The organism is Pantoea sp. Ae19-2 (genome assembly GCF_059801205.1).
The window spans coordinates 462,254-483,625 of the sequence record NZ_JBCHWE010000001.1 but is presented as its reverse complement, the minus strand read 5'-3'; the positions used below and the strand labels follow the sequence as shown (position 1 = coordinate 483,625).

26 protein-coding genes and 1 pseudogene are annotated in these 21,372 nt (G+C 48.3%); 6 read left to right on the top strand and 21 right to left on the bottom strand.

Annotated features, from left to right (window positions below):
• Positions 1-3: 3 nt before the first annotated feature.
• From AAIE03_RS02305 to AAIE03_RS02285, 5 genes are all read right to left on the bottom strand, one after another.
• Positions 4-207: a tail protein X gene (locus AAIE03_RS02305; RefSeq protein ID WP_013027024.1), complete on the bottom strand. Its 204-nt coding sequence runs from the start codon at positions 205-207 to the stop codon at positions 4-6.
• Positions 207-692: a head completion/stabilization protein gene (locus tag AAIE03_RS02300; RefSeq protein WP_498562749.1), complete on the bottom strand. Its 486-nt coding sequence runs from the start codon at positions 690-692 to the stop codon at positions 207-209. The genes AAIE03_RS02305 and AAIE03_RS02300 overlap by 1 nt, the downstream gene beginning before the upstream one ends.
• Positions 693-788: 96 nt before the next feature.
• Positions 789-1,439, bottom strand: coding sequence for a phage terminase small subunit (locus AAIE03_RS02295; RefSeq protein ID WP_455939857.1), 651 nt, complete (start codon positions 1,437-1,439; stop codon positions 789-791).
• Positions 1,440-1,442: 3 nt separating this feature from the next.
• Positions 1,443-2,504 carry a phage major capsid protein, P2 family gene (locus AAIE03_RS02290; RefSeq protein ID WP_498562748.1) on the bottom strand — a complete coding sequence of 354 codons (1,062 nt, stop codon included), beginning with the start codon at positions 2,502-2,504 and terminating at the stop codon, positions 1,443-1,445.
• 16 nt (positions 2,505-2,520) lie between these two features.
• Positions 2,521-3,375, bottom strand: a complete 855-nt coding sequence (locus AAIE03_RS02285) for a GPO family capsid scaffolding protein (RefSeq protein WP_498562747.1) — start codon at positions 3,373-3,375, stop codon at positions 2,521-2,523.
• A gap of 142 nt (positions 3,376-3,517) precedes the next feature.
• Between AAIE03_RS02285 and AAIE03_RS02280 the strand changes: the two genes are divergently transcribed.
• Both AAIE03_RS02280 and AAIE03_RS02275 read left to right on the top strand, forming a co-directional pair.
• Positions 3,518-5,284 (top strand): terminase ATPase subunit family protein, encoded by a 1,767-nt coding sequence (locus AAIE03_RS02280; protein ID WP_498562746.1) that lies wholly within the window; start codon positions 3,518-3,520, stop codon positions 5,282-5,284.
• Positions 5,284-6,348, top strand: a complete 1,065-nt coding sequence (locus tag AAIE03_RS02275) for a phage portal protein (RefSeq protein ID WP_498562745.1) — start codon at positions 5,284-5,286, stop codon at positions 6,346-6,348. Before AAIE03_RS02280 ends, AAIE03_RS02275 begins: the two co-directional genes overlap by 1 nt.
• Before the next feature lie 59 nt (positions 6,349-6,407).
• On the opposite strand, the gene AAIE03_RS02270 is transcribed toward AAIE03_RS02275, so the two are convergent.
• From AAIE03_RS02270 to AAIE03_RS02200, 15 genes are all read right to left on the bottom strand, one after another.
• Entirely contained in the window at positions 6,408-7,070 is a 663-nt protein-coding gene (locus AAIE03_RS02270) for a hypothetical protein (RefSeq protein WP_498562744.1), read from the bottom strand.
• A gap of 54 nt (positions 7,071-7,124) precedes the next feature.
• Positions 7,125-7,415, bottom strand: a complete 291-nt coding sequence (locus AAIE03_RS02265) for a hypothetical protein (RefSeq protein ID WP_498562743.1) — start codon at positions 7,413-7,415, stop codon at positions 7,125-7,127.
• A gap of 409 nt (positions 7,416-7,824) precedes the next feature.
• Positions 7,825-8,091 (bottom strand): hypothetical protein, encoded by a 267-nt coding sequence (locus tag AAIE03_RS02260; protein WP_498562742.1) that lies wholly within the window; start codon positions 8,089-8,091, stop codon positions 7,825-7,827.
• Positions 8,092-8,138: 47 nt separating this feature from the next.
• On the bottom strand, positions 8,139-8,858 hold the full coding sequence (locus tag AAIE03_RS02255) for a hypothetical protein (protein WP_498562741.1): 720 nt from the start codon (positions 8,856-8,858) through the stop codon (positions 8,139-8,141).
• A 156-nt stretch (positions 8,859-9,014) separates the two neighbouring features.
• Entirely contained in the window at positions 9,015-9,248 is a 234-nt protein-coding gene (locus tag AAIE03_RS02250) for a DinI-like family protein (RefSeq protein WP_498562740.1), read from the bottom strand.
• Positions 9,249-9,262: 14 nt separating this feature from the next.
• The gene (locus AAIE03_RS02245; protein WP_498562739.1) at positions 9,263-9,451 is read right to left on the bottom strand and encodes a hypothetical protein; all 189 of its coding nucleotides are present in this window, start codon (positions 9,449-9,451) and stop codon (positions 9,263-9,265) included.
• Positions 9,452-9,629: 178 nt separating this feature from the next.
• On the bottom strand, positions 9,630-11,981 hold the full coding sequence (locus tag AAIE03_RS02240; RefSeq protein WP_498562738.1) for a replication endonuclease: 2,352 nt from the start codon (positions 11,979-11,981) through the stop codon (positions 9,630-9,632).
• Positions 11,978-12,814: a DNA adenine methylase gene (locus tag AAIE03_RS02235; protein ID WP_498562737.1), complete on the bottom strand. Its 837-nt coding sequence runs from the start codon at positions 12,812-12,814 to the stop codon at positions 11,978-11,980. Before AAIE03_RS02235 ends, AAIE03_RS02240 begins: the two co-directional genes overlap by 4 nt.
• Positions 12,811-13,140, bottom strand: coding sequence for a hypothetical protein (locus AAIE03_RS02230; protein WP_498562736.1), 330 nt, complete (start codon positions 13,138-13,140; stop codon positions 12,811-12,813). The genes AAIE03_RS02235 and AAIE03_RS02230 overlap by 4 nt, the downstream gene beginning before the upstream one ends.
• Positions 13,137-13,364, bottom strand: a complete 228-nt coding sequence (locus AAIE03_RS02225) for a TraR/DksA family transcriptional regulator (RefSeq protein WP_498562735.1) — start codon at positions 13,362-13,364, stop codon at positions 13,137-13,139. Before AAIE03_RS02225 ends, AAIE03_RS02230 begins: the two co-directional genes overlap by 4 nt.
• Entirely contained in the window at positions 13,364-13,591 is a 228-nt protein-coding gene (locus AAIE03_RS02220) for a DUF2732 family protein (protein WP_498562734.1), read from the bottom strand. Before AAIE03_RS02220 ends, AAIE03_RS02225 begins: the two co-directional genes overlap by 1 nt.
• Before the next feature lie 70 nt (positions 13,592-13,661).
• Positions 13,662-14,045, bottom strand: a complete 384-nt coding sequence (locus tag AAIE03_RS02215) for a hypothetical protein (RefSeq protein ID WP_498562733.1) — start codon at positions 14,043-14,045, stop codon at positions 13,662-13,664.
• A 1-nt stretch (position 14,046) separates the two neighbouring features.
• The gene (locus AAIE03_RS02210; protein WP_498562732.1) at positions 14,047-14,226 is read right to left on the bottom strand and encodes a phage filamentation protein Fil family protein; all 180 of its coding nucleotides are present in this window, start codon (positions 14,224-14,226) and stop codon (positions 14,047-14,049) included.
• A gap of 10 nt (positions 14,227-14,236) precedes the next feature.
• Entirely contained in the window at positions 14,237-14,746 is a 510-nt protein-coding gene (locus AAIE03_RS02205; protein ID WP_498562731.1) for a phage regulatory CII family protein, read from the bottom strand.
• A gap of 32 nt (positions 14,747-14,778) precedes the next feature.
• Positions 14,779-15,027, bottom strand: coding sequence for a Rha family transcriptional regulator (locus AAIE03_RS02200; protein WP_498562730.1), 249 nt, complete (start codon positions 15,025-15,027; stop codon positions 14,779-14,781).
• Between the two features lie 116 nt (positions 15,028-15,143).
• Here AAIE03_RS02200 and AAIE03_RS02195 point away from each other — a divergent pair, with 116 nt between their 5' ends.
• The 4 genes and pseudogenes from AAIE03_RS02195 (at position 15,144) to AAIE03_RS02180 (ending at position 19,520) form a co-directional block, all read left to right on the top strand.
• Positions 15,144-15,776, top strand: coding sequence for a phage repressor protein CI (locus AAIE03_RS02195; protein WP_498562729.1), 633 nt, complete (start codon positions 15,144-15,146; stop codon positions 15,774-15,776).
• A 3-nt stretch (positions 15,777-15,779) separates the two neighbouring features.
• Positions 15,780-16,802 (top strand): site-specific integrase, encoded by a 1,023-nt coding sequence (locus tag AAIE03_RS02190; protein ID WP_498562728.1) that lies wholly within the window; start codon positions 15,780-15,782, stop codon positions 16,800-16,802.
• Positions 16,803-16,811: 9 nt separating this feature from the next.
• Positions 16,812-18,005: a hypothetical protein gene (locus AAIE03_RS02185; RefSeq protein WP_498562727.1), complete on the top strand. Its 1,194-nt coding sequence runs from the start codon at positions 16,812-16,814 to the stop codon at positions 18,003-18,005.
• A 338-nt stretch (positions 18,006-18,343) separates the two neighbouring features.
• A pseudogene (locus tag AAIE03_RS02180) lies at positions 18,344-19,520 on the top strand (integrase domain-containing protein).
• 97 nt (positions 19,521-19,617) lie between these two features.
• Here the strand turns inward: AAIE03_RS02180 and AAIE03_RS02175 are convergent.
• Positions 19,618-21,360: an AIPR family protein gene (locus AAIE03_RS02175; protein WP_028715531.1), complete on the bottom strand. Its 1,743-nt coding sequence runs from the start codon at positions 21,358-21,360 to the stop codon at positions 19,618-19,620.
• Positions 21,361-21,372 lie beyond the last annotated feature (12 nt).

Below are 21,372 nucleotides of genomic sequence, written 5' to 3'. Positions count from 1 at the left end.
GATTCAGTCCCATAGCTGCACGGTCTGCGCCGTGGCTGCGGGCGCAACGTCCGGCAGCTCGACCTCTAAACCGTGGGGTAAGGTGGGGCCGTATTCCGCCAGCCCCGGATTGGCCTGTAACACACGCTCGGACAGCCCCTGCGTGCGCCCGTAGTGACGCCAGCAAAGTGCGTCTACCGTGTCATACTGCTGCGCACGCACTTTCATTAAATAAGCTCTATTACGGAGTGCGGCAGATCCTGCACGCGGCTGATGGCCCAGCGCGCATCCCGCCACAGTTCGGCGCTGGCATCTTCCAGCACCTCGCCACGCTTCACGCCGGAGGCGGTGGCGTCAAAGTCGCTGTAACGCTCGTTGAGTACCGCCCGCGTCCAGCACCAGACGGCGCTTTCATAGTGGTGCAGGCGCACGCTCTGCCCTGCCAGCTTCTCGGCGGGTACGTCGGCCAGTGCGTTATAGCCTTTCATTTCCTGCCGCTCACGCCACGGGTAAAGCTCGGCGTTAATTTCTGCAATGGCGGTCAGCACCACCTGTTTAAGCCGGTCAGGTGTCACGGTGCCGTCAACGCGCATCGCACTACGGAATTTTTGCAAATCCATGTCCGGCCAGAATGAGTTATTGGGGATAATCACCGGCGCAACGGGCCACTGCACTGATGCAACCTTGGGCTGCTCGGATGATACAAAATCCATTATTACTGCTCCTGAATAGGTGGGCGGTGGACGGGGTTTTGATGCGGCGCTGCCTGTCGCCACCCGTGCCGCCCCGCGCGTGGGCACGTTCGGTTATCAGCTGTCTTTGCGGATTTTCCGCTCCAGCTGCTCAATGTCTTTTTTCACCCCGCACTTTTCATCCAGCTGCAGGGCCTGCTTAAGGTGATTCAGCGCCAGCTCAGGCTCGTTTTCGGTGAGTACCCAGCCAGTGGATTTATGCAGGCGCGCGCGTGACTGATCCGGCATGTCCTGCCCGTTCACGGCGTCCAGCGTCTGCAGCAGCAGGTCAGCATCAAACGGTGTTTCTGCCAGAATGGCGGCTTTGGCGGCGTCGGCCATTTCCTCGGCAAGCAGCGTCTGCACGTTACGACTGAATCCCTGCGGCATTACCCAGCCGTGTTTAAGGGCATGGCGGCCAATGGTCAGCGCACCGGCATAATCACCGGCATCAATGCGCCACAGCATCACATACATCACCACGTCATCCTGATTCGGGCTGTCGGCGCTCAGGATGCCATCGACCCAGGCGGCATATTTCGGCAGGACTTCGGCTTTGATTTCCGCTTTTTTGGCATTGGACTGAACGCCCTTAAGGCGTCGGCGGTCTTCGGTCAGTTGCAGCAGCATCAGCTCGTAGCCGCTGGCGTGGCGAACACTGCCGCCCTCAAGGGCGGCCTGTTCAGCCTGAACACGCAAACGGTGCTGCCGTGCGGGACTCAGGCTCATGGATTACTCTCCCGTTCCGGTGGTGGCCGGTGCCGTGAAGTCACCCATTTCGATATTTTCGACCAGCGCGGCACAGCGGTAGTCTTCGATCACGTACGCCTCGTTGACCGACTCGAAGTTTTCGATACGGTCACGCTTCGGATTGTCGATGACCGAGCGGCGGCGGGTGTCTTCCTGCCAGTAAATCGACAGGTTATCGAGACGGGTAATCATCACCGCATTGGCGGGGAAGTAAGGCGCACGCACCGCCTGCAGCCCGCCCATGCGTTTCTGGCTGATAATCAGATCGGCGGCCAGCTTGTTAACGTTGTCCTGCCCGTTGTTGACCAGCGGGAAATATTTGTCGGCCAGCAGCTCGCGGCCACAGATAACCACCAGTTCGTCATCGTCCTGGAAGATGGGATCGATAAGCTCGTTAACGGCATCCATCACCAGCGCGTCAAGGTTGGCATAGGTGCCTTTGATGCCGACCTTGACCGTTTTAGCCGTGGTTACGCCGTCTTTGGTTTCGCTGCCCATGACGTTATCAGGCGCATCTTCGCGCAGCTTCTGCAGCCAGCCTTTGTTAACGTCCTGCAGCATCGGATTTTTGACGCGATCGGATGTCTTTTCGCGCTTGATGCCGTTAAAGCCGATCATGATGCGGTCCAGCGCCTGGCGCTTCACGATGGCGTCACGGATACGTACCTGGAAATCCTGGAATTTTGCCCACAGGTCCAGCTTCGCGTAGGTAATGGCCGTATCAAAGTTGGTCTGCTCGCACTTGTATTCGGTTTCGGTCATCGCACTCGGATCGGTTGGCTCACGATCTTTGGCGCTGGTATCGGTTGTGCCTGCGATAGAGCTACCGACGCCGAGGCCGAGCAGCTGGCCGGACTGCTCCTGCACACCGATAACGTTAATCAGCGTCAGGAATGCGGCTGACTGCTGAATGGTGTCTTCCAGCTTCTGCGCCACGGACGGCTCTACGGCAAACTTGGTGGACAGCTCGTCAACCGGCACGCTGTAGATGTTCGCCAGTTGGGTTAAATAGGCGTTGTAAGCAAAACGGGTAGTTTTTTTCATGGGATTTGCTGCTCCTTTAGCAGTTGGTCAGGGTGGCAGCGGGTGCAGTACCGCCCGGTGCGCGCTGGCGAAAGTCTTTGCGGCCGTCTTCCTGGCTCAGCTGCGCTTTCAGTTCGTTAAATTCGGTCTGCTGTTCGGCAAACGCGGACTGTGTTTCCTGCAACTGCGATTCCAGAGCAACAATGCGCTCTGCCTGCTCGCTGACGGCCTTGTCATTGGCTGCACTGTAGCTCTGCTGTTCGCTGGCAATCAGCTCGACGGCCTGATGAACATCACTGAAACGCGCGTCGTCGGTCTGCTGCTGCCTGCTGAACATTTGTTGAATACGCTTAAACAGAGCGGGCTTTGCCTCCGGCACGTCTTCCAGCTCGATCACGGTCTCAGCGGCGGCGGTAAAGAGGTTGTCCGGGTGCTGCTTGCGGTTTGTCAGGGGGTTTTTGGCAGCGCTTGCGCTGAACTGCAGCATTTCAGTGCCGAGGCTTGCCGGATCGTCGGTTGCGGCCAGGCCGACCAGATACGCCTTGCCGGTGTCGGCAAACTTGGTATTCACCTCCATTGAGGTAAAAAGTTTCTGACCTTTTTTAACCAGCTCGACAAGTGAACCCGTCGGCAGGATGTCGGCATACAGGGCCATTTTTCCGGCCAGCGGGCCGTCTTTGATTTCTTCCGCGACCAGTGCACTCACCGTGCCGTAGCGGTTAAAGGTGCTGTCTGGTGCGTATGACTTTAAGTGCTCCAGATTAATCGTGGCGGTGTAAACCGACGGGTTATAGGCGTCGGCCATCTGTACCAGCCATTCGCGGGAAATTTCGCGCCCGTCGGTAGTGGCACCTTCCACCCCGATTCGGAAACGCTTTGCAGCTACTGTCATGTGCCAGGCTCCGGTTTGAAAAACTCTGTGAGTCCCTATGTTTGCGGCGAGAGGGGTACTGAAACAACGCGGCGGCGTTGTACCGTAATTCACACAATCACGGGCGGCGGAAAAGGAAACGGGCGGGCCGTATTTTGGGGCCATGACAACGACAATCGCCCCCGCAGACCTCGATCCCCGCAGACAGGCTTTGCTTCTGTTCTTTCAGGGATACCGCATCGCCCGCATTGCTGAAATGCTGGGAGAGAAACCCGCAACCGTTCACAGCTGGAAAAAACGCGACAGGTGGGGCGACTATGGCCCGCTTGACCAGATGCAGCTCACCACTGCCGCGCGCTACACACAGTTGGTCATGAAAGAGGACAAAGAAGGGAAGGATTACAAGGAAATTGACCTGTTAAGCCGTCAGGCTGTGCAGCAGGCGCGCATTGGCAAATTCAACAACGGCGGCAATGAGGCCGATCTCAATCCTAAAGTGGCAAACCGCAACAAAGGGCCGCGCACGCCACCGGAAAAGAACGTTTTCAGCGACGAGCAGATCGAAAAGTTACAGGAAATTTTTCACGCCTCGATGTTCGGCTATCAGCGCAACTGGTGGGAAGCCGGAAACAAGCACCGCATCAGGAACGTTCTCAAGTCGCGCCAGATTGGTGCGACCTTCTATTTTGCCCGCGAGGCGCTGATCGATGCGCTGACCACCGGGCGCAACCAGATATTTTTATCCGCCAGTAAGGCGCAGGCGCACGTTTTCAAACAGTACATTATTGAGTTTGCACGCGAGGCTGACGTTGACCTGAAAGGCGACCCGATGACGCTGGCTAACGGCGCATGTCTGTATTTCCTCGGTACTAACGCCCGCACCGCGCAGAGTTATCACGGCAACCTTTACCTGGATGAATATTTCTGGATACCGAGATTTCAGGAACTGCGCAAAGTGGCGTCGGGCATGGCGCTGCATAAAAAATGGCGACAGACCTATTTTTCCACGCCGTCCAGCCTTACGCACAGCGCCTATCCGTTCTGGTCTGGCGCCCTGTTCAATCGTGGGCGCGCCAAAGCGGAGCGCGTTGACATCGATCTGACGCACGGCAACCTTTCACGGGGCCGGTACTGCGACGACGGCCAGTATCGCCAGATTGTCACGATTGAGGATGCCGTAAGCGGTGGCTGTAACCTCTTTGACCTCGACCAGCTGCGCCTTGAATACAGTCCGCCGGAATACCAGAACCTGCTGATGTGTGAGTTTGTGGACGATCTGGCGTCGGTATTCCCGCTGACCATGCTGCAGTCGTGCATGGTAGACAGCTGGGATGTGTGGAAGGACTTCGAAGCCTTTGCCCTGCGCCCCTTTGCCTATAACGAAGTGTGGATCGGATATGACCCGGCCAAAGGCACGCAAAACGGCGACAGCGCGGGCTGTGTGGTTATCGCGCCGCCTGCCGTGTCGGGCGGTAAGTTCCGTATCCTTGAGCGGCACCAGTGGCGCGGAATGGACTTCCGCGCGCAGGCCGATGCCATTAAGGCGCTGACAAAACAGTACAACGTGACCTACATCGGCATTGACTCGACCGGCGTTGGCCTCGGCGTCTATGAAAACGTGAAGGCATTTTTCCCCCAGGTTAAAGAGTTTGTTTATAACCCCAACGTCAAAAACGCCCTGGTGCTCAAGGCTTACGACATCATCAGCCATCAGCGCCTGGAGTTTGACGCCGGACACCTCGACATCGCGCAGTCATTTATGGCAATCCGCCGCGCCACCACGGCCAGCGGCAACCGCCCAACCTACGAAGCCAGCCGCAGCGAAGAAGCCAGCCACGCGGATTTAGCCTGGGCGATCATGCACGCACTGGCTAACGAACCGCTACAGGGCGAGGCGGCAGGTAAACGCAACATTATGGAGATGTTTTAATGAGCAAACGCAGAAACCGCGCACGCACGCAGCCCGTGCCGCGACAGGACAACATGACGGGCGCACCGGCTGCAGAGGCGTTTACCTTTGGCGACCCGATCCCGGTGCTGGATCGCCGCGAAATACTGGACTACGTGGAATGCGTTATCAATGACCGTTGGTATGAGCCGCCCGTAAGTTTTGAAGGGCTGGCGCGCACGTTCCGCGCGGCTGTGCACCACAGCTCGGCGCTCAGCGTGAAATGTAACATTCTGGCGAGTACCTTTGTCCCGCATCCGCTGTTAAGTCAGCAGGCTTTCACCCGGTTTGCTCAGGATTATCTGGTATTTGGTAATGCCTACCTGGAGCGACGCACGTCACGCCTCGGCAATACCTTAAGCCTTGAGCCGTCACTGGCAAAATACACGCGACGCGGCACGGATTTGGACGCTTACTGGTTTGTGCAGTACGGACTCAACACGCAGCCCTATGAATTTACGGCAGGCAGCGTATTTCACCTGATGGAGCCGGACTTTAATCAGGAAGTTTACGGCCTGCCCGGTTACCTGTCGGCCATCCCGTCCGTGCTGCTGAACGAGTCCGCCACGCTGTTTCGCCGAAAGTATTACCTGAACGGCAGTCACGCCGGTTTCATCATGTACGTGACAGACCCGGCGCAGAATCAGGAAGATGTTGACGCCATGCGCAAGGCAATGAAAAGCGCTAAAGGCCCTGGCAACTTCCGCAATCTGTTTATGTATTCACCGACCGGCAAAAAAGACGGTATTCAGATCATCCCGCTGTCAGAGGTGGCGGCCAAAGATGAGTTTTTGAATATCAAAAACGTGTCGCGGGATGACATGCTGGCCGTGCATCGGGTGCCACCGCAGCTGATGGGAATCATTCCAAACAATACAGGGGGGTTTGGTGATATCGAAAAGGCTAGTAGGGTATTTGTTCGCAATGAACTGATGCCTCTACAAAAAAGGCTCGAGGAATTAAACGAGTGGATAGGCGAAGAAGTGATGCGTTTTGAACCTTACACCTTAGATTTTGCTTTCTCTGATATTTCAAAAAGTGGCTAATAACTAAAAATCCATCCTTGAAAGACTATTTTCAGCATGTGTATAAATAAAGCCCCTCATCATGGGGGCTTAGTTAACTTTGGATTCGATTCATTCAAAGGTAAATCCACACCATGGTAGTCCTTAATGAGGGTATCAATGGTTATGTGTAAAGCTTTCCTACTGGCCTCTATACCATTATCTGAAAATATAGCAACCACTGCAATTATCACAGCAGTAGTAAAAGCAGTTGCTAGTAAACCCGGAATACCTGAAAAAACCCACTTTAAAAAAGCTTTCGGCCAAGATATATACCAAGGCTCTTTGGTAAGATGTGCTGTGAATCTCTCAGCTTTAACTGTCCAATCCTTCCAAATACGCTTACATTCTTTTTCATGTGTTATTTTAAGAGCAGCGATCTCTTTTTCATGTATTTTATTTAAGTCCCGAATTAATTCTTCAAATCTAAAACCGACACCTTCATTTACGCCTACAATAAGCTGATCAATCATCCTGTGAGCTTTTTCACGATATTCTTCGAGTTTTCTATCAGAATGAACTATCGAATCGTGAAAGCGAATAAGTTCGATTGATATCTCATCCTCAGACAAATTCTGCTTTGTTCTGCATTGAATAGCGTGATCATCTTTATCTGCTTTATACATAGCATAAGCTATTAGCTGCGTTGGATCGTTAGAATCTTCAACCAGCTCAGTAAAGACCCATTTCTTAACTTGCGTCATTGCTCACCAGAAATCAAAACGCCCCATCTAAGGGGCGTTAAATTGCTTTAATTTTTAGCCTTTACGAGCTTTATTGAAAGCTTCATTAAAATAGCCACGGCCTTGCGCCGGGGAAATAGTTGTTCCTTCAATAGCCTTTTGGGTAAGAGAATTTTTATTGATAGGCTTAGAAACAATCATATTGCCCTGAGCAACATTTCTCGTTAAACGACTTGTTTTGGGTGTCACAAGCGTTTCTGCTTTGGAAGAAGTTGTAATTTTCTTGCTTACAACATCAGCCACGGCTTGATTACCGATTTTACGGATCTCAGCTGCAGTCAGATTAGGCATGCGATATGTGGTCATTTTTGTACCTCCGTCTTCGTACGGAGTTTAAACCTACTTCACAGCTATTGCATCTAAAAAGGTAAATTTTTTTATCAACTTGGCATCACTTGCAAGAGGCATTTTAACAAAAAAAGTAGCTGCCAAACGTAGCGCCTTGAGATTACACAACAAAGATCATTCCAATCATCAATGATGAAAACCATTTGAAAAAACCTACAAGACTTGACTGTTCACAAAGACATATCTGCCGCTCAACTACTTGGCGCGCGCTCGTAGCCCCGCCACGCCTGCGCGCTTTATGTAGTGGTTTTCATGCACCTGCATGTTATACGAAAAAGCCCGCCAGTATTGGCGGGCCGGAGAGCAAACGATCCTTTTGGGATCATGCGGATTCATGCAGCATAGACATGCACTCACGCGCGCATAGTCAGAACAGGGGAAAGTTATCACCGGATTCGATGACTTTTGTTTTCGGCGGCGGCCTGAGTGCGTACCTGATCAGGTATTCCCAGCCATCCCAAAATTTTGTTGGGTGTGGCAGCGTGAATACAAAAACACCGTCGAATGTCTGCCCCAGCCAGTAACCGCCGCCACTTTCTTTGGCGCGCTGAAAGAAAATAAACTCACCTTCTTTGTAATGCTCCAGCACCTGACCGTGATAGACAATTCGATAATCGCTGTCTTTTCCGCCCATACCTAACCACCTTTCCCCCTAAAGAGGGTGCTAAAAAAATCCTTTACCTAATTTTGGTCAGTGATTTTTTCCACTTCACCCGTTTGTATATTTACGCGAGCCGTAACTGTATTTTTCACGACTGCGCCGTAACCGTTCTTCCCACGAAAAGAGGTTTTAACAACAGCATGAGGATCATTATTCAGAATGAAACTGTAAGCCGTTGAAACATGTTCATATGACGTTTCATCATTCATACTGTCTTTAATCAGTTTTTCGAGCGGCCTGTATGAAGCATCCCAAGCACTTATATTTGACTGAAAATTATCAAAATTAATTTTCTTACTTAATTCAGAGGGTGCGCGTTCAAATTCTTTATAGCACCAGTCTAAAACCGTTCCGAGAGGCAAATCACCAGATTTAGTCATACTGTATTCGCTAAGACAGGCATACATGTTATTTAATTCATTATTGTTCATTGATTTTGAATTAATGAAGTTTGTAACAACAGCGTGTCTCTCATCCTTGTCTTTTATACGATATTCTGACAACTTCAAGTCATTATATTGAAATTGACTTTTTTGCACACTCTCTGTTTTCTCAACGGCATTTCTTTTATCAGTAACCGGCAGCATAGAAGCGCCTGCAATCAGAGACACAAAACCCAATCCAAAATAAACTAATGACGCCCTTTTCCTGTCTTTCATTTTTACAATAGATGGTTTAATCAAACCAACTAAAAACAGCACAAAACAAGCAAAAGAAAATATAATTAATACTTTATCCATAAATCCCCACAGGCATGATCTAAGAAATATTCTGGCCTATGTTAACAACACCTGCCTGATGTATGTAACTGATTATGTATTTTCTCTAACGCCTCGCACTGCTCGTTGTTCAACCCCGCCAGCGCCAAAAACCAGTTTTTGACGCTGGCGCGGTTATCAGTGCTGCCAGCTGTCGTCTTCCCAAACGGCCTGTAAAATTTCCATCACGCTTTGTTTATCTTCACCCAGCTTTAAGCCTGACAGCTCGACGCCGTTTGCACTGCCTTTGCGGATTCGGATAGCCATTTTTGGATACTGAGGCTGCAAATTTTTTATGATTTCTGACTCAAACGCCTCAATTGTTTCCTGGCTGACCTTTTGATGCTTGTCGATCATGATTTCAATGCGCATCCAATCCCCCTTTCTTACTTTGAAGCTTCAATCGAGCGGGCGTATTCGTGACTCCTGACCTTTTTCATTAATTCGTCGGTCAGTTCGGACACCCACTGGATAGCCATGCTTTTTTCTTCCTCGTCGCAATTACTAGCAGCGACCAATTTAATAAACAAATCAATACGTTGCAACTTTAAAGAATCAAAACAATAATCATGCATTACACTTCCTCCCTGCAAACAACTGTACATAAATACAGTATATTAGGATATTCTGAAAGTGAAATGTTTTTTTACCTTTAGTCTCATTTTTTTTGCGTTTCACTTTAGCCTACTAACAAGTTAGCGGGCGGCCGCCTGCTTTTTTAGCAAAGTTAAGCTTTTAATGATGACTTTATCCTTAACTCTTATTTTTATTTGAAAACATCCATTTCCATGCAGCCGGGTCAGCCTCTTTCAGCATTTTTTCATAATGGCCAATCGGGTCATGCCTGATTTCAGCGCTATCAACTTTATGATGCTCCTTCATGTGCTGCCAAAAATCAGATACCTTGCGTGCCGTACTTGAATCGTTACGCTGCCTCAGCTCCCCACTGCTTGTGGCTGAGAATATATAGCCATCCAGCCTCAGACTATCGCCCCGCATTAGCATGTTTAATTGCCCTTTCGTAAGGTTAAGCCCTGCCGAATTTGCAGAATCAGTGAGTTTCTTTAACGCATTGCATTCACCCTGGCTTTCCATGTGGCGCAGACCGGACCTTAAAACAGTGATTTCTCGCTCATGGACTTTAATCCTAACCAACATTCGTCTCCTTTCCTTGCGGCTCATCCCTTCAAAATCAATTTTTTCCACACTTTCCGGCGGGTTTGAATCCTCAGATCTCAAACGCCCCGTACAGTTATTGACAGAACTCCGAGAGGGCGCGGGCGCGCCCTGCAGGTCAAAACCAAAATCAACGGCACGTTTCGGAACAATCTTCCACTGTGCCAGACGGGTTAAAATCGGCGTGTCTGCGCCAACCTCAGTTGCGTATACGCCCTTGATACGTATCGTTTCCTCGCCGTATTCGTTCAGCTCATCACCCGACTGGTACCATGTACGAACGACCAGCTCATCACGACGCACGAACGGGCCGCCCTGCGCGTTAACGTATGCCGCCCAGTCGCCCACGTCGGCCGCGTCATGCGCAGCAGCAAACTCAACGCTGAGGCCGTGGGCGGTTTCGGTGCCATCCATGCGGCGCAGCTCGCGGTAAACCGTAACCGGCGCACCACCGACAAACTGAAACTGTCGGATATGCCAGCGTGCCGCCCAGGCAGAAACAGCGGGCGCGGTTTCCTTAAGCTCTTTACCGCTTTCGTCGTCCAGCTCACCATCCAGCGCGTAGCCGTCGATATTCTTTGAAATGTACTTAGCAACGTAGCCCGTAGCACTGCCCTTATCAGGATCTATGGCCTCGGCATGAAAGCGCGCTTTACGGGCTTTATCCGTGGTCAGCTCGTTGCTGTCCTGCTGAAAGGCATAGTCACGGATTGTCTGGCGCACATGATCCGCATCTTCGGGGCGCATAAACATCAGCATGTGCCAGTGGGGCGTTGCGTCGTGGTGGGGTTCGGCAACGCGAATGCCAAAGATTCGAATGTCATCACGGTGCAGCTTTGCGCGGATGCGCTGCCACACGCTGCAGAGGTAACGCTGCGTATCTGCCGGGCTGGCACCATTCCACTTGCGGTTGCGATGGCCGGTTTTGATTGTGGCGTGATAGCGTGACGGCGCGGTCAGCGTGTAAAACTCTCCGACATAGCCCAGCTCATTACAGATATTTTCAAAGCCGCGAATGCGGGTCATCAGCTCACAGCGACGGATTGCCGGATTTGCCACGCTGCCGTCGAATTTCTCAATCAGGCTGATGCGGTTGCCTTCCTCGTCTTCCAGCTCCATGCCTTTTAAAAACTCACGGGTGCGGCGTTTCTGTTCACGCCATTCTGAAACCGTCATTCTGCTGGCGTAGGGGGTGTGCTTTTTGCTGACGTTAGCCAGGGCAATCTGCAGGTGTTCCCGCCATGACGCAGCCACGCGGCGCAGCCTCCCCGTCCACCATTTTTCAGTCTGCATACGCAGCACGGCGGGCGTGACTTCTTCGGGATCAAAGAAACGGGACGTCACCCTGTCCCACAGTGGCGGCGTCTGATTAAATTCCCGGGTGATGGACGCCGCCATCATGTAGACGCGGTGCGTGTATTTATAATCTGACTCATCAGCTGCCTGCGCATGTGCCTGCACCAGCTCGGCCAGGATAAAACTGGCAATATCACCGGCCAGCAGATCCACATCGGCACGCGACATATCAGCCAGGCGGTTAAAGCGCCTCATCAGTTCCCATAGCTGGCCTCCGGCAAGCGCCGCGCCATTCTCTTTCGGAGCGTTTTGCGCCAGCAGGTTAAAGGTGCTGGCGTCCATAGTCTTAACCCGGTACTGCTCATTAACGCATTCAACACGCGGCAATGTGCGCTCGACGAAGGTTTTCGTTAAGTACGCATTGGCGCGGGCAATGCCCTGTGATTTTTCCAGCTCGTTGACGCGACGCTTAACGTCAATCTGGATCAGCGTCGGCTGTTGCTCAAGCAGCTCCTGCGCACGCACTAAAGCCGCAATCATCTGACTGCGGCTGTGCATTTCCTCATAGGTGGGATAAGGGCTGGCGATGGCTTCCCGTGGCGCATTCCACGGGTAAGCGTACTGCTCCATCATGTGGCTGCCTCTTTCGCAGCCATATCAATCCCAACCCAGACAGCGGCAGGACGACGAACGACGATGATTTCAGCCGCGCTTTTGCCATCACCGGCAGCAACGCCAACCGAGCGCGCAGCCCTGACGCTGGTCAGCTCGTAGGCGTTATAAAGGCTGCGTGTAAATTCGGTATCGCTGTTTGAAGCGATGACCGGGTGACGCTCTGACAGGCTGGTTAACATGCTGGCAAGGTTATACTGTGCATTGGTATCAAACCCACCGGTATGGTAGCCGGTAAAGGTGCCGTCATAGGGCGGATCGCAATAAACCACATCACCGGTCTGTATCATGCTCAGCGTTTCGCGGAAATCAGCGCAGATAAACGTTGCCCGCTGGGCTTTGGCTGCGAACGTTTCGATTTCTTCCAGCGGGAAATAGGGTTCAGAATAGTTTCCGTAAGGAATATTAAACTCACCCTTGCCGTTATAGCGGCAAAGGCCGCGATAGCCGTGGCGGTTCAGGTAAAGGAAATGTGCGGCTCGCTCAAGCAGCGGCAGGGCTGGGTCATGATTAAACGCCTCACGAACGCGGTAATAATCCTCTGCCGTTTTGTTTTGTGAATAAAGACTCAGCGCCACCACAATAAAGGGGCGGGTGTGGTCTTTAATCTGGCGGTAAAGATTAATCAGGTCGGGATTAACGTCAGCCACTAAATAAGCCGGGTAATCCGTTGCCATCATCACCGCGCAGGAACCGGCGAACGGCTCAACGAGGCGCAGTCCCTGAGGCAGATGATTAAGCAGCTCAGGCATGAGGCGGGTTTTGTTGCCCGCCCATTTCAGAATGGTGCTCATACTGCACCCCCACTGGCTTTTAATTCATTGTGGGCATGACAAAGCAAAATTATGGCGGCCTCTTTTTTGCGCTGTAGCTCGTCAGCTAGGCTGTTGCATTCTTTTGCTATGAAACGCAGAGCATCACTATAAGTTGTGAAAAACTCATAATGTTCATCCAAATACATGGAGCCGTTGTCAGGTGCATAACTGACGCGAAGGCGAAAGCCTTTTTGGGTACGCTTAATAACTTCACGTTCGCAAATTAAATTTACGGTTCCGTTTAGCTCTTTAGGGATGTAATTAACGGATACAGGTTTTTTATCAACAACAAACACTGTTTTCATATGGCTCCGCCTTTGTAATGGGTGCTTTTCAGCTCGATAATTTCCTGACAGGTTACGCAGTGAGTAACGCCCTGCACGGCGCGGCGACGGGCAACTGGTATCGCCTCATCGCAGGCTAGGCAAAAGAACTCACCAGCCCCGGCGGGCTGGCGAAGTGCGTTAGCGAGATTGCGCTGCAGTTCTTCCTCAACGCGCGCCTGGACTAAATCCATTGAATCGGCCATTAGTGCAGCTCCCGCGCCTGATGCTCAAAACGCTCTGACTCTTTATCCAGCAGCTCAATGATTTCCGGCGCTGTCATTTCGTGCTTGCGGGCATGGATGACCAGCGACGCAATGCGAATTGACGCGGCCAGCGCATCATCGCTGCGCTGTTCTGTTCTGGCTTTGCTCAGCAGTGCGTTTAGCGTGTCTGCGTCGGCTTCAAAATTACTGGTTTCGGTATTTCTCATGTTTCTAATCTCCAGATTCAGGGCAAAGGAATGCCCGGCGGGTTTACGCCATTAATTTTTTGAGTCTTATTTACTCAGGTAAAAAACAGTCTGCGGTAGAAAACTGTCGGGGCAGAATATTTCCCCAGCGCGCCATTTTATTCATCGCCATGATGATTAATTCACGGCGGTATTCTTCGAAGTATTCAAAAGGCTTTCCGATTTCCTCCTGTGAAAATGTTTTAGGATTTTCGCGGTTAGCCAGGGTTAACACGCAAAATTTAAACTCGTCATTCTGATGGTTGAAATAGCGCAGTGACGGGTTTGCGTTATTGTCACGCTGCTGCCGCCAGCTTTTCCGAAACTCATCAAACGACATTTTGTTAACAGCATCAGCACGATTGCCCGTTGAATGAGTTTTGGCAAAAGATGCCGGGCCTTGCTGTGCGGTTGTGTTGCCTGTTACTCGCTGCATGTTACCCCCTGAATAAACGCGCCATGAAACCGGCGGGTTTGCGCTTGCTGGTCAGCCCCTGTAGCAGTTGCTTTTGGCTGTTGCACGGATGCCATGGCTTGCCGTTCTCACCCATGATCCAGCCGTTGCTGTAGGCTACGGACGGGCTTTGACGCTTAAGAAATGATGCCAGTGAAATCATTATCAGTCCCTCAACTCAGGCCAATGGATGCGCCGAGGCCGCTGATCGCGTCTACGGTTGATGCCATAGTGGGATTGGAATGAATGCGGGCCTGCACAGCGATTGCCGCGAGAGTCAGACAGCGAATGCCAGAGTTGACGCTCTGCAAAAGGCTGCGGCGGCAGGAAGTGCTCAACGCATCCTGATTCATTGCACCGGCTGCCAGCTGTCCTACTTCTGCCGTTGCCTTCAACACATAGGCTGACAGCTTTTCTTCGGCGTACTCGTTTATCGGTACACAAGGTAAACAATGCTGCTGTGCCAGCGCCCCGTCCATTAAGGTCGGGTCCTCGGTCAGGTCATTGAGTAAAATCATTTCTTTAACGGTCAACTCGTGCGCCTGCTCAGGGTTCAGCTTATTACGCAGGGTCTGTGCGTTCATTCCTGCAGCCTGTGCCAGTTCTTTAATGTTGTGAGACAGGGCAAACCGTCGGCAGGCCTCGTCAAAGTGGTTATGTGTGGACACACGAAAATCAAACATGATTAATCCCTCTAAAGTTCACATAATCGAACTTAACAACCAACTACAACGTTGTAATTGAATGCAGACTTGTCCATGTTTTTGATCGCCTGGTCCTTTTTGTATTTGAGGTAAAGAATGGATACGCGACTTTTATTTTTATCTTTCTTTTCAATGTAGTTAGCCAGTTTACCGTTATGAATCATCTGATAAACCGATCCGCGGGAGTACCCCTCCCATTCAGCGAACTCAGCCGGAGTAGCTATCACTTTTGGTACACGAATTGAAATCTCAGTGCTCATAGTGCAGTATCTCTTAGTTTAGTTTCGTTTCATCTCGTTTTATATGGTTTAAGTTTGTTTTTCAAAACTTGAGTGGATATTAAGATCACTTTTTATATGCGTCAAGGGGTTTGATTATGAGTTTAATCAAGGCTGGTAACGATAGTGGCGGGCGTGATGCGATAAATAGACTTATCAAGGCCTACAATTTTAGCTCCCGACAACAGTTGTGTGAGCACCTATCCGTATCAAAAAGCACTATGGCAAACAGATACTTAAGGGATAGCTTCCCCGCTGAATGGGTTATCCAATGTGCTCTTGAAACTGGAGTTTCGCTTTTATGGCTAGCTACTGGTCAGGGTGAAATGTATACGAATGACAGTGAAGAAAAAAATCACAAAAAGGAAACTGCAGTCACAGTAAGACCACTTTCTAAAATCGTAGCTCCCAGCATCAAACATGCGGAGTTAAAGAATGGTGAACTGCAGTCAAATGATGAAATGCTTCTGGATAGCAGATTGTTAGAGGGTGAGTCTTCAAATTCTTTGTTCGTAAAAACACCTACTGATAGTTTTATTGTTGATATCTCCGTAAAACAGATCAGCAATGGCTTTTGGCTGGTAGATATCGATGGTGTGAAAAGCTTCGTCAAAATTTCACGCATCCCTGGTAACAGGATTGTGGTTAACCATGAAGAAGCATCATTTGAGTGCTCAGTTGATGATGTTGAAGTCATTGGTCGCGCAGTCAAAGTTATCAAGAGCCTATAACATATGACTATTAGAAAGCAGCCTAACGGAAAATGGTTGTGCGAGTGCTACCCAAGTGGGCGTAATGGTAAGCGTGTGCGTAAGCAATTTGCGACGAAAGGCGAGGCTATAGCATTCGAAAACTTCACAATGGATGAAGTTAACAAAAAACCCTGGTTGGGTGAGAAGGATGACAGGAGGAATTTATCAGAGCTGATTCAACAGTGGCATTCGCTCTACGGGCAAACATTGGCAGACCCAAAAAGGATGCAGGCTAAGTTAAATATCATATGTAACGCCCTTGGGGATCCTATAGCCTCCGAACTTACTGCCGGTGACTTTACTAAATATCGCGAAGCCCGCTTAAAGGGAGAGGTCAGAAATGAATCAGGTGGTTTTTTGCCAGCGGTTAAACCTCGTACTGTAAATTTAGAACAAAGCAATCTTTCTGCAGTTTTTGGAACGCTCAAAAAACTCGGCCACTGGTCAGCCCCAAATCCATTGGCAGGACTTCCCCGTTTTCGTATTGCTGAGGGTGAATTGGCCTTTCTAGCCCCTATTGAGATTAAGCGGTTGCTAGATGCCTGCGCTGATTCTCTTAGCCCGAACCTTTTATTGATAGCAAAAATCTGCCTTGCCACCGGTGCGCGATGGAGTGAAGCCGAGAATCTGCAGGGGCATCAGGTAACTAAATACCGAATTACTTATACAAAAACCAAAGGAAAGCGAAACAGGACCGTACCTATCTCAGAGGATTTGTATGACGAGATACCCAAAACAAGAGGCCGTTTATTTTCGCCATGCCGTAAAGCCTTTGAACGAGCAACAAAACGAGCCGGGCTCACGCTTCCAGAGGGGCAATGTACTCACGTTCTGAGACATACCTTTGCCAGCCATTTTATGATGAATGGTGGAAACATCTTGGTTTTGCGCGACATCCTCGGTCACGTTGATATAAAAATGACAATGATCTATTCCCACTTTGCGCCAGACCATCTTGAGGATGCGGTGACAAAGAATCCATTATACGCATTAAATTATTCTTAAGGGTGAGATATGGAACGTGAGAGCCTATCGGACGGTTTAAATGAAATTTTTTCAATCATAGTCAATGAAGAAAGTTTAAATTTACCATTTACGGTTGAATCCGACATTATTAGCGACCTTAAAGAAAAATGCGAAGTTTATTTCAACCTCTTAAATGACTATATTGATGATAATGACACCGAGTTATCCAAAAGAATTAACAGGCGATTAGAAAAAATAACCGAAATTTATTTTGGCCTCGTCGACTCCTTAACATATTTTTTATCTGGCGATATTAAATCCGCATATGATAGTTTTGACACGACATTTTCTGACTCCGCAACATATCGCTATATCCATAATATATCTACGCCACTAAATAAGATATGCAACGAATCCAAGCCTCTCTTTCGGGTAAGGAAATCTGACACTTCAATAAAAGATAGAAAAGAGATGTTTCACATCCCATTTTCCATGCGGCATTTAGTTAATGCGCAAAGATACTCTGTCGCGGGCTTGCCATGCTTATATCTTGGTTCTTCTTTGTATGTCTGCTGGCTGGAAATGGATAAACCAGATTTTGATAAGTTATATATTTCTTCATACTCATCTGATGAAGAGGAATCTAAAATTTTGGATTTCACTTCTGAAATACTTTACTCACGTTTTTATGACATTGTTAATGACGATGAAATGACTTACCTTACAAAAATGTCATATATTTGCTTGATGCCTTTGATTTATGCTTGTAACTTTAGGAAAAAGAACAACAGCACGTCCTTTACTCAAGAGTACATTATTCCTAATTTATTGATGCAATGGATTAGTCGCCGGGGAAAATCAAACATTGTGGGCATCGCTTACAGATCTACAAAAATGATTAAAACAAATAATGGGGACAAGTCTATCAATGTTGTACTTCCTCCAAAAGTTACATATCAACAAACTATTTCAAAGGATTTTTGTCCCAAATTGATTAGAATGTTTAAGCTCACCCCTCCCGTATCATGGCAAGTTCTTAAAACACTTGATTACTCATGCGAGCCAGATGAAAGAGATAGAGTAAAGTCAGCATCCAGATTTTTAAGAAGAACTGAACGTCTTTCAGGGCTCAAAAATTTTGACGACAGCATTGTACACCTCTACCCTCTAACCGACTTCTACAAACTCGAAAAATGTGTGGACAACTTGCTAGAGTATGACGTTATTAAAGACAAGAAGTAATGGCGACACTTTGGCGGCAGAACATTAAAAACCTTTAAAACCGATAAAAACAAGATAACACTAACACCATGATTTAAATTGCAAATCATTGTTTTTGGTAAAATAAAAATACTATGTAGTAATTTCGGACGCGGGTTCAACTCCCGCCAGCTCCACCAAAATTCTTTCGCGGCGATACCAGAATTGTCCGCTGAAGTCCTGAAAGCCCGCAAGGTGAAAGCCTTGCGGGCTTTTTTGTGTTTGTAATCGACCGAGCAAATCCGGGAAATCCAGTGATTATTGGTATACGTGAAGATGTATGCCAATAACGTATACCAATTCAGGCAGGAAAGCCCCTCATGGCAAGGACTACGCGCCCACTCACAAACACAGAAGTTATTCGCTCCAAAGCCATTGATAAAGATTTGACGCTACATGATGGAGACGGACTTTTTATGGTTGTGAAAACTACCGGAAAGAAGCTTTGGCGTTTCCGCTATCAAAGGCCAGCGACAAAACGGCGTACCATGATGGGCCTCGGTGCCTTCCCTGCTCTGTCGCTGGCTGATGCCCGACGCCTACGCGCTGAATACCTCTCGTTGTTAGCTAGTGGCATTGACTGACCCACAAACTCAGGCCGAACAGGTCACAGAACAGCAGCAAATTGCTTTAGATAGTATTTTCTCGACCGTGGCCGCTAACTGGCTAGCTTTAAAGCAGGCCAGCATTACACCGGATTACGCTAAAGATATCTGGCGTTCTCTTGAGAAAGATGTTTTCCCTGCCATTAGTGAGATCCCTGTGCAGGAAATCAAAGCACGTAAACTGGTTGAGGCGTTAGAACCCATTAAGGCCCGTGGTGCTCTTGAAACCGTTCGTCGCTTAGTACAGCGTATCAATGAGATTATGATTTACGCGGTCAATACTGGACTGATTGATGCTAACCTTGCCTCGGGCGTGGGAATGGCGTTTGAAAAGCCTAAGAAGCAAAATGTGCCAACGTTGCGACCGGAAGAATTGCCGAAGCTTATGCGTTCGCTAATGATGTTGAATCTATCCGTCCCCACTCGCTGCCTGATTGAATGGCAGCTTTTGACGCTTGCGCGCCCTTCTGAAGCTTCTGGTGCTCAATGGGCAGAGATCGATCTCAATGCAAAACTTTGGACGATTCCTGCCGAGAGGATGAAGGCTAAACGTGAACACATTGTTCCTCTATCATCTCAGGCAGTTGAGATTTTGGAGGTGATGAAGCCTATCAGTGCTCATCGTGAACATGTATTCCCCAGCCGCAATAATCCAAAAGTAGCAATGAATAGCCAGACTGCTAATGCCGCACTGAAGCGCATTGGATACGGCGGAAAACTTGTCGCTCATGGGCTGCGCTTTATAGCAAGTACAGCGCTAAATGAAGCGAGTTTTAATCCTGACGTTATTGAAGCAGCACTTGCACATATCGATAAAAATGAAGTTCGTAGAGCATACAATCGTTCAACATATTTAAATAAAAGAATAGAAATGATGGATTGGTGGGGCTAACAAATAAAGCCGGATTTACGAAATAAGCTATGATTATCACATATACTCATTATTACTTGTAGTTAACAAAAAAGCCTCATATGAGGCTTTTTTACAGTTAGAAGGCTGGTTTAACCTTATTCTCAAACAATTCATATACTGGACGATTCATCTGTGCAGTAGCAGCAATTAGTTGTGAGAAGTTAGAAGTACACTCCCTAACTTTAGTTGGGCTTTTTAAACCGCCATCAATTAATGCTGGCAAAAGTTGATTACTTAAAGCCAAGCAAATATCTACTATTGGTTCCCAAATCACCTCAGCACTGGATGGCGACTCATTATTTCCAAATGAAATTCTAAATAGGTCAGGTATGGGCCGCCCCAGAAAACTCTCTAGACATTCAGTTATAGCAGAACATAGCAACGGGATCGCTCCCCTGTATCTCAAATATTCTAACTGAGCTGCATCGTTTTTGGATAATACTTCTTTTTTCCCTAAATGAATTTTTTTATTGACTATACATTTCATTAATGAAAATGCACAAACAATATGAGATGCTTTTGTGCTGTCATTAAATATTCTTGAGTAATAGGAATCATTTGTCCAAATAGCAGATCTTTGGTTATATGCTATAGTCGGTTCTCCATGAAAACTCATTAGAGCCTGTCCAACTGTGTATGATGGTAAGAGATTTGGCTTCCTACGTATGACACTTTCGGCACTGCCTCTGCGACCGCCTTCATACTCAGCATCTGGAATAGAAGAAAACTCAACCTTCAAGCGCTTTTGTATTTTATCTGTGCTTCTAAAATCAGATGCTTCAACTTTATTCTGGCTGTTATTATATTGAATAATATTTTGAATTAAATCAGCATCTCCATCTCTTACTTTTATAAATCTGGCCTGAACTCGAACATCTTCTGTTGGTAAACGAGCAAGAGATCCAAGAGCACCTGTTGTTTGAGCGCCATTAACGATAGACATACCTCTGACCTCAAGGTTGCGTTTTTTTTCAATATAGTTATAGTCATGTACTAGTATTGTAACTCCATTGTTAAAAACCCAAAAATCAGATGCTGAATTTTCTGCGCTAGTTTTAATACCATTATTAATATTGGAATCAGTAGATCTTGATCCAAGATAATCTCTCACATTTGCAGAGAAAATATTCAACTTATGCTTTTTATATGCCCTCGCTAAATCCTTACCTTGAATCGTAGTGCAAAAAGAAGACCACTCTCCTCCATTTATTTCATAACCGCCATCACTTACTTTTATGTTAAAAGTTTCATCAACTAAGATTGGAGATAGGGATTCACTGTACCACTCAGTAATTTTTTCCGCACCAACTTCAACCGCATGCACCTGAACTTTTGAATGACTGAAGTCATGCTTCAAAATAGTATCTGCTGTTTGCTGAACCGTTACTAACTCCTGACTCACATTTTTAGAAACTGGCAAATTATGGACATACCAAACATATAAAGTTTTTACTTTAGACTGCCTTATTAAATCTCTAATCTGTTTTGCTGAGGAATTTATTCTTTCAGGAACCTCCCTTAAATCTCTTTGCAGAAGCCATGCTAAAGCGATATTGAGGTCGCTGGCTTTATTTGCCGGAGCTTCTTGCCTATCTTTTCCTGAAAAGTAGCATTGGGCGAGAACGGCAAATTCTTCTTCTTCATTTATATAAACAAGATCGCATTTTTTATCATCATGCCCGTCAGTGATAGACTCTGCAGCAACTCCATCAATGTCATCGATTCGAAAATGCAGTGCTAATGCAAATAAGGCTAAACCATTATCCCCATATGATTTCAGATCCTCTCTGCTTTCATAGGCCTGTGTCCATGTACTCATGCTTAATCCTTA

Excerpts from the sequence above, each read along its gene's own strand:
- AAIE03_RS02305 (WP_013027024.1), bottom strand. The coding sequence starts at position 207 with ATGAAAGTGCGTGCGCAGCAGTATGACACGGTAGACGCACTTTGCTGG.
- AAIE03_RS02300 (WP_498562749.1), bottom strand. The coding sequence starts at position 692 with ATGGATTTTGTATCATCCGAGCAGCCCAAGGTTGCATCAGTGCAGTGG.
- AAIE03_RS02295 (WP_455939857.1), bottom strand. The coding sequence starts at position 1,439 with ATGAGCCTGAGTCCCGCACGGCAGCACCGTTTGCGTGTTCAGGCTGAA.
- AAIE03_RS02290 (WP_498562748.1), bottom strand. The coding sequence starts at position 2,504 with ATGAAAAAAACTACCCGTTTTGCTTACAACGCCTATTTAACCCAACTG.
- AAIE03_RS02285 (WP_498562747.1), bottom strand. The coding sequence starts at position 3,375 with ATGACAGTAGCTGCAAAGCGTTTCCGAATCGGGGTGGAAGGTGCCACT.
- AAIE03_RS02280 (WP_498562746.1), top strand. The coding sequence starts at position 3,518 with ATGACAACGACAATCGCCCCCGCAGACCTCGATCCCCGCAGACAGGCT.
- AAIE03_RS02275 (WP_498562745.1), top strand. The coding sequence starts at position 5,284 with ATGAGCAAACGCAGAAACCGCGCACGCACGCAGCCCGTGCCGCGACAG.
- AAIE03_RS02270 (WP_498562744.1), bottom strand. The coding sequence starts at position 7,070 with ATGACGCAAGTTAAGAAATGGGTCTTTACTGAGCTGGTTGAAGATTCT.
- AAIE03_RS02265 (WP_498562743.1), bottom strand. The coding sequence starts at position 7,415 with ATGACCACATATCGCATGCCTAATCTGACTGCAGCTGAGATCCGTAAA.
- AAIE03_RS02260 (WP_498562742.1), bottom strand. The coding sequence starts at position 8,091 with ATGGGCGGAAAAGACAGCGATTATCGAATTGTCTATCACGGTCAGGTG.
- AAIE03_RS02255 (WP_498562741.1), bottom strand. The coding sequence starts at position 8,858 with ATGGATAAAGTATTAATTATATTTTCTTTTGCTTGTTTTGTGCTGTTT.
- AAIE03_RS02250 (WP_498562740.1), bottom strand. The coding sequence starts at position 9,248 with ATGCGCATTGAAATCATGATCGACAAGCATCAAAAGGTCAGCCAGGAA.
- AAIE03_RS02245 (WP_498562739.1), bottom strand. The coding sequence starts at position 9,451 with ATGCATGATTATTGTTTTGATTCTTTAAAGTTGCAACGTATTGATTTG.
- AAIE03_RS02240 (WP_498562738.1), bottom strand. The coding sequence starts at position 11,981 with ATGATGGAGCAGTACGCTTACCCGTGGAATGCGCCACGGGAAGCCATC.
- AAIE03_RS02235 (WP_498562737.1), bottom strand. The coding sequence starts at position 12,814 with ATGAGCACCATTCTGAAATGGGCGGGCAACAAAACCCGCCTCATGCCT.
- AAIE03_RS02230 (WP_498562736.1), bottom strand. The coding sequence starts at position 13,140 with ATGAAAACAGTGTTTGTTGTTGATAAAAAACCTGTATCCGTTAATTAC.
- AAIE03_RS02225 (WP_498562735.1), bottom strand. The coding sequence starts at position 13,364 with ATGGCCGATTCAATGGATTTAGTCCAGGCGCGCGTTGAGGAAGAACTG.
- AAIE03_RS02220 (WP_498562734.1), bottom strand. The coding sequence starts at position 13,591 with ATGAGAAATACCGAAACCAGTAATTTTGAAGCCGACGCAGACACGCTA.
- AAIE03_RS02215 (WP_498562733.1), bottom strand. The coding sequence starts at position 14,045 with ATGCAGCGAGTAACAGGCAACACAACCGCACAGCAAGGCCCGGCATCT.
- AAIE03_RS02210 (WP_498562732.1), bottom strand. The coding sequence starts at position 14,226 with ATGATTTCACTGGCATCATTTCTTAAGCGTCAAAGCCCGTCCGTAGCC.
- AAIE03_RS02205 (WP_498562731.1), bottom strand. The coding sequence starts at position 14,746 with ATGTTTGATTTTCGTGTGTCCACACATAACCACTTTGACGAGGCCTGC.
- AAIE03_RS02200 (WP_498562730.1), bottom strand. The coding sequence starts at position 15,027 with ATGAGCACTGAGATTTCAATTCGTGTACCAAAAGTGATAGCTACTCCG.
- AAIE03_RS02195 (WP_498562729.1), top strand. The coding sequence starts at position 15,144 with ATGAGTTTAATCAAGGCTGGTAACGATAGTGGCGGGCGTGATGCGATA.
- AAIE03_RS02190 (WP_498562728.1), top strand. The coding sequence starts at position 15,780 with ATGACTATTAGAAAGCAGCCTAACGGAAAATGGTTGTGCGAGTGCTAC.
- AAIE03_RS02185 (WP_498562727.1), top strand. The coding sequence starts at position 16,812 with ATGGAACGTGAGAGCCTATCGGACGGTTTAAATGAAATTTTTTCAATC.
- AAIE03_RS02175 (WP_028715531.1), bottom strand. The coding sequence starts at position 21,360 with ATGAGTACATGGACACAGGCCTATGAAAGCAGAGAGGATCTGAAATCA.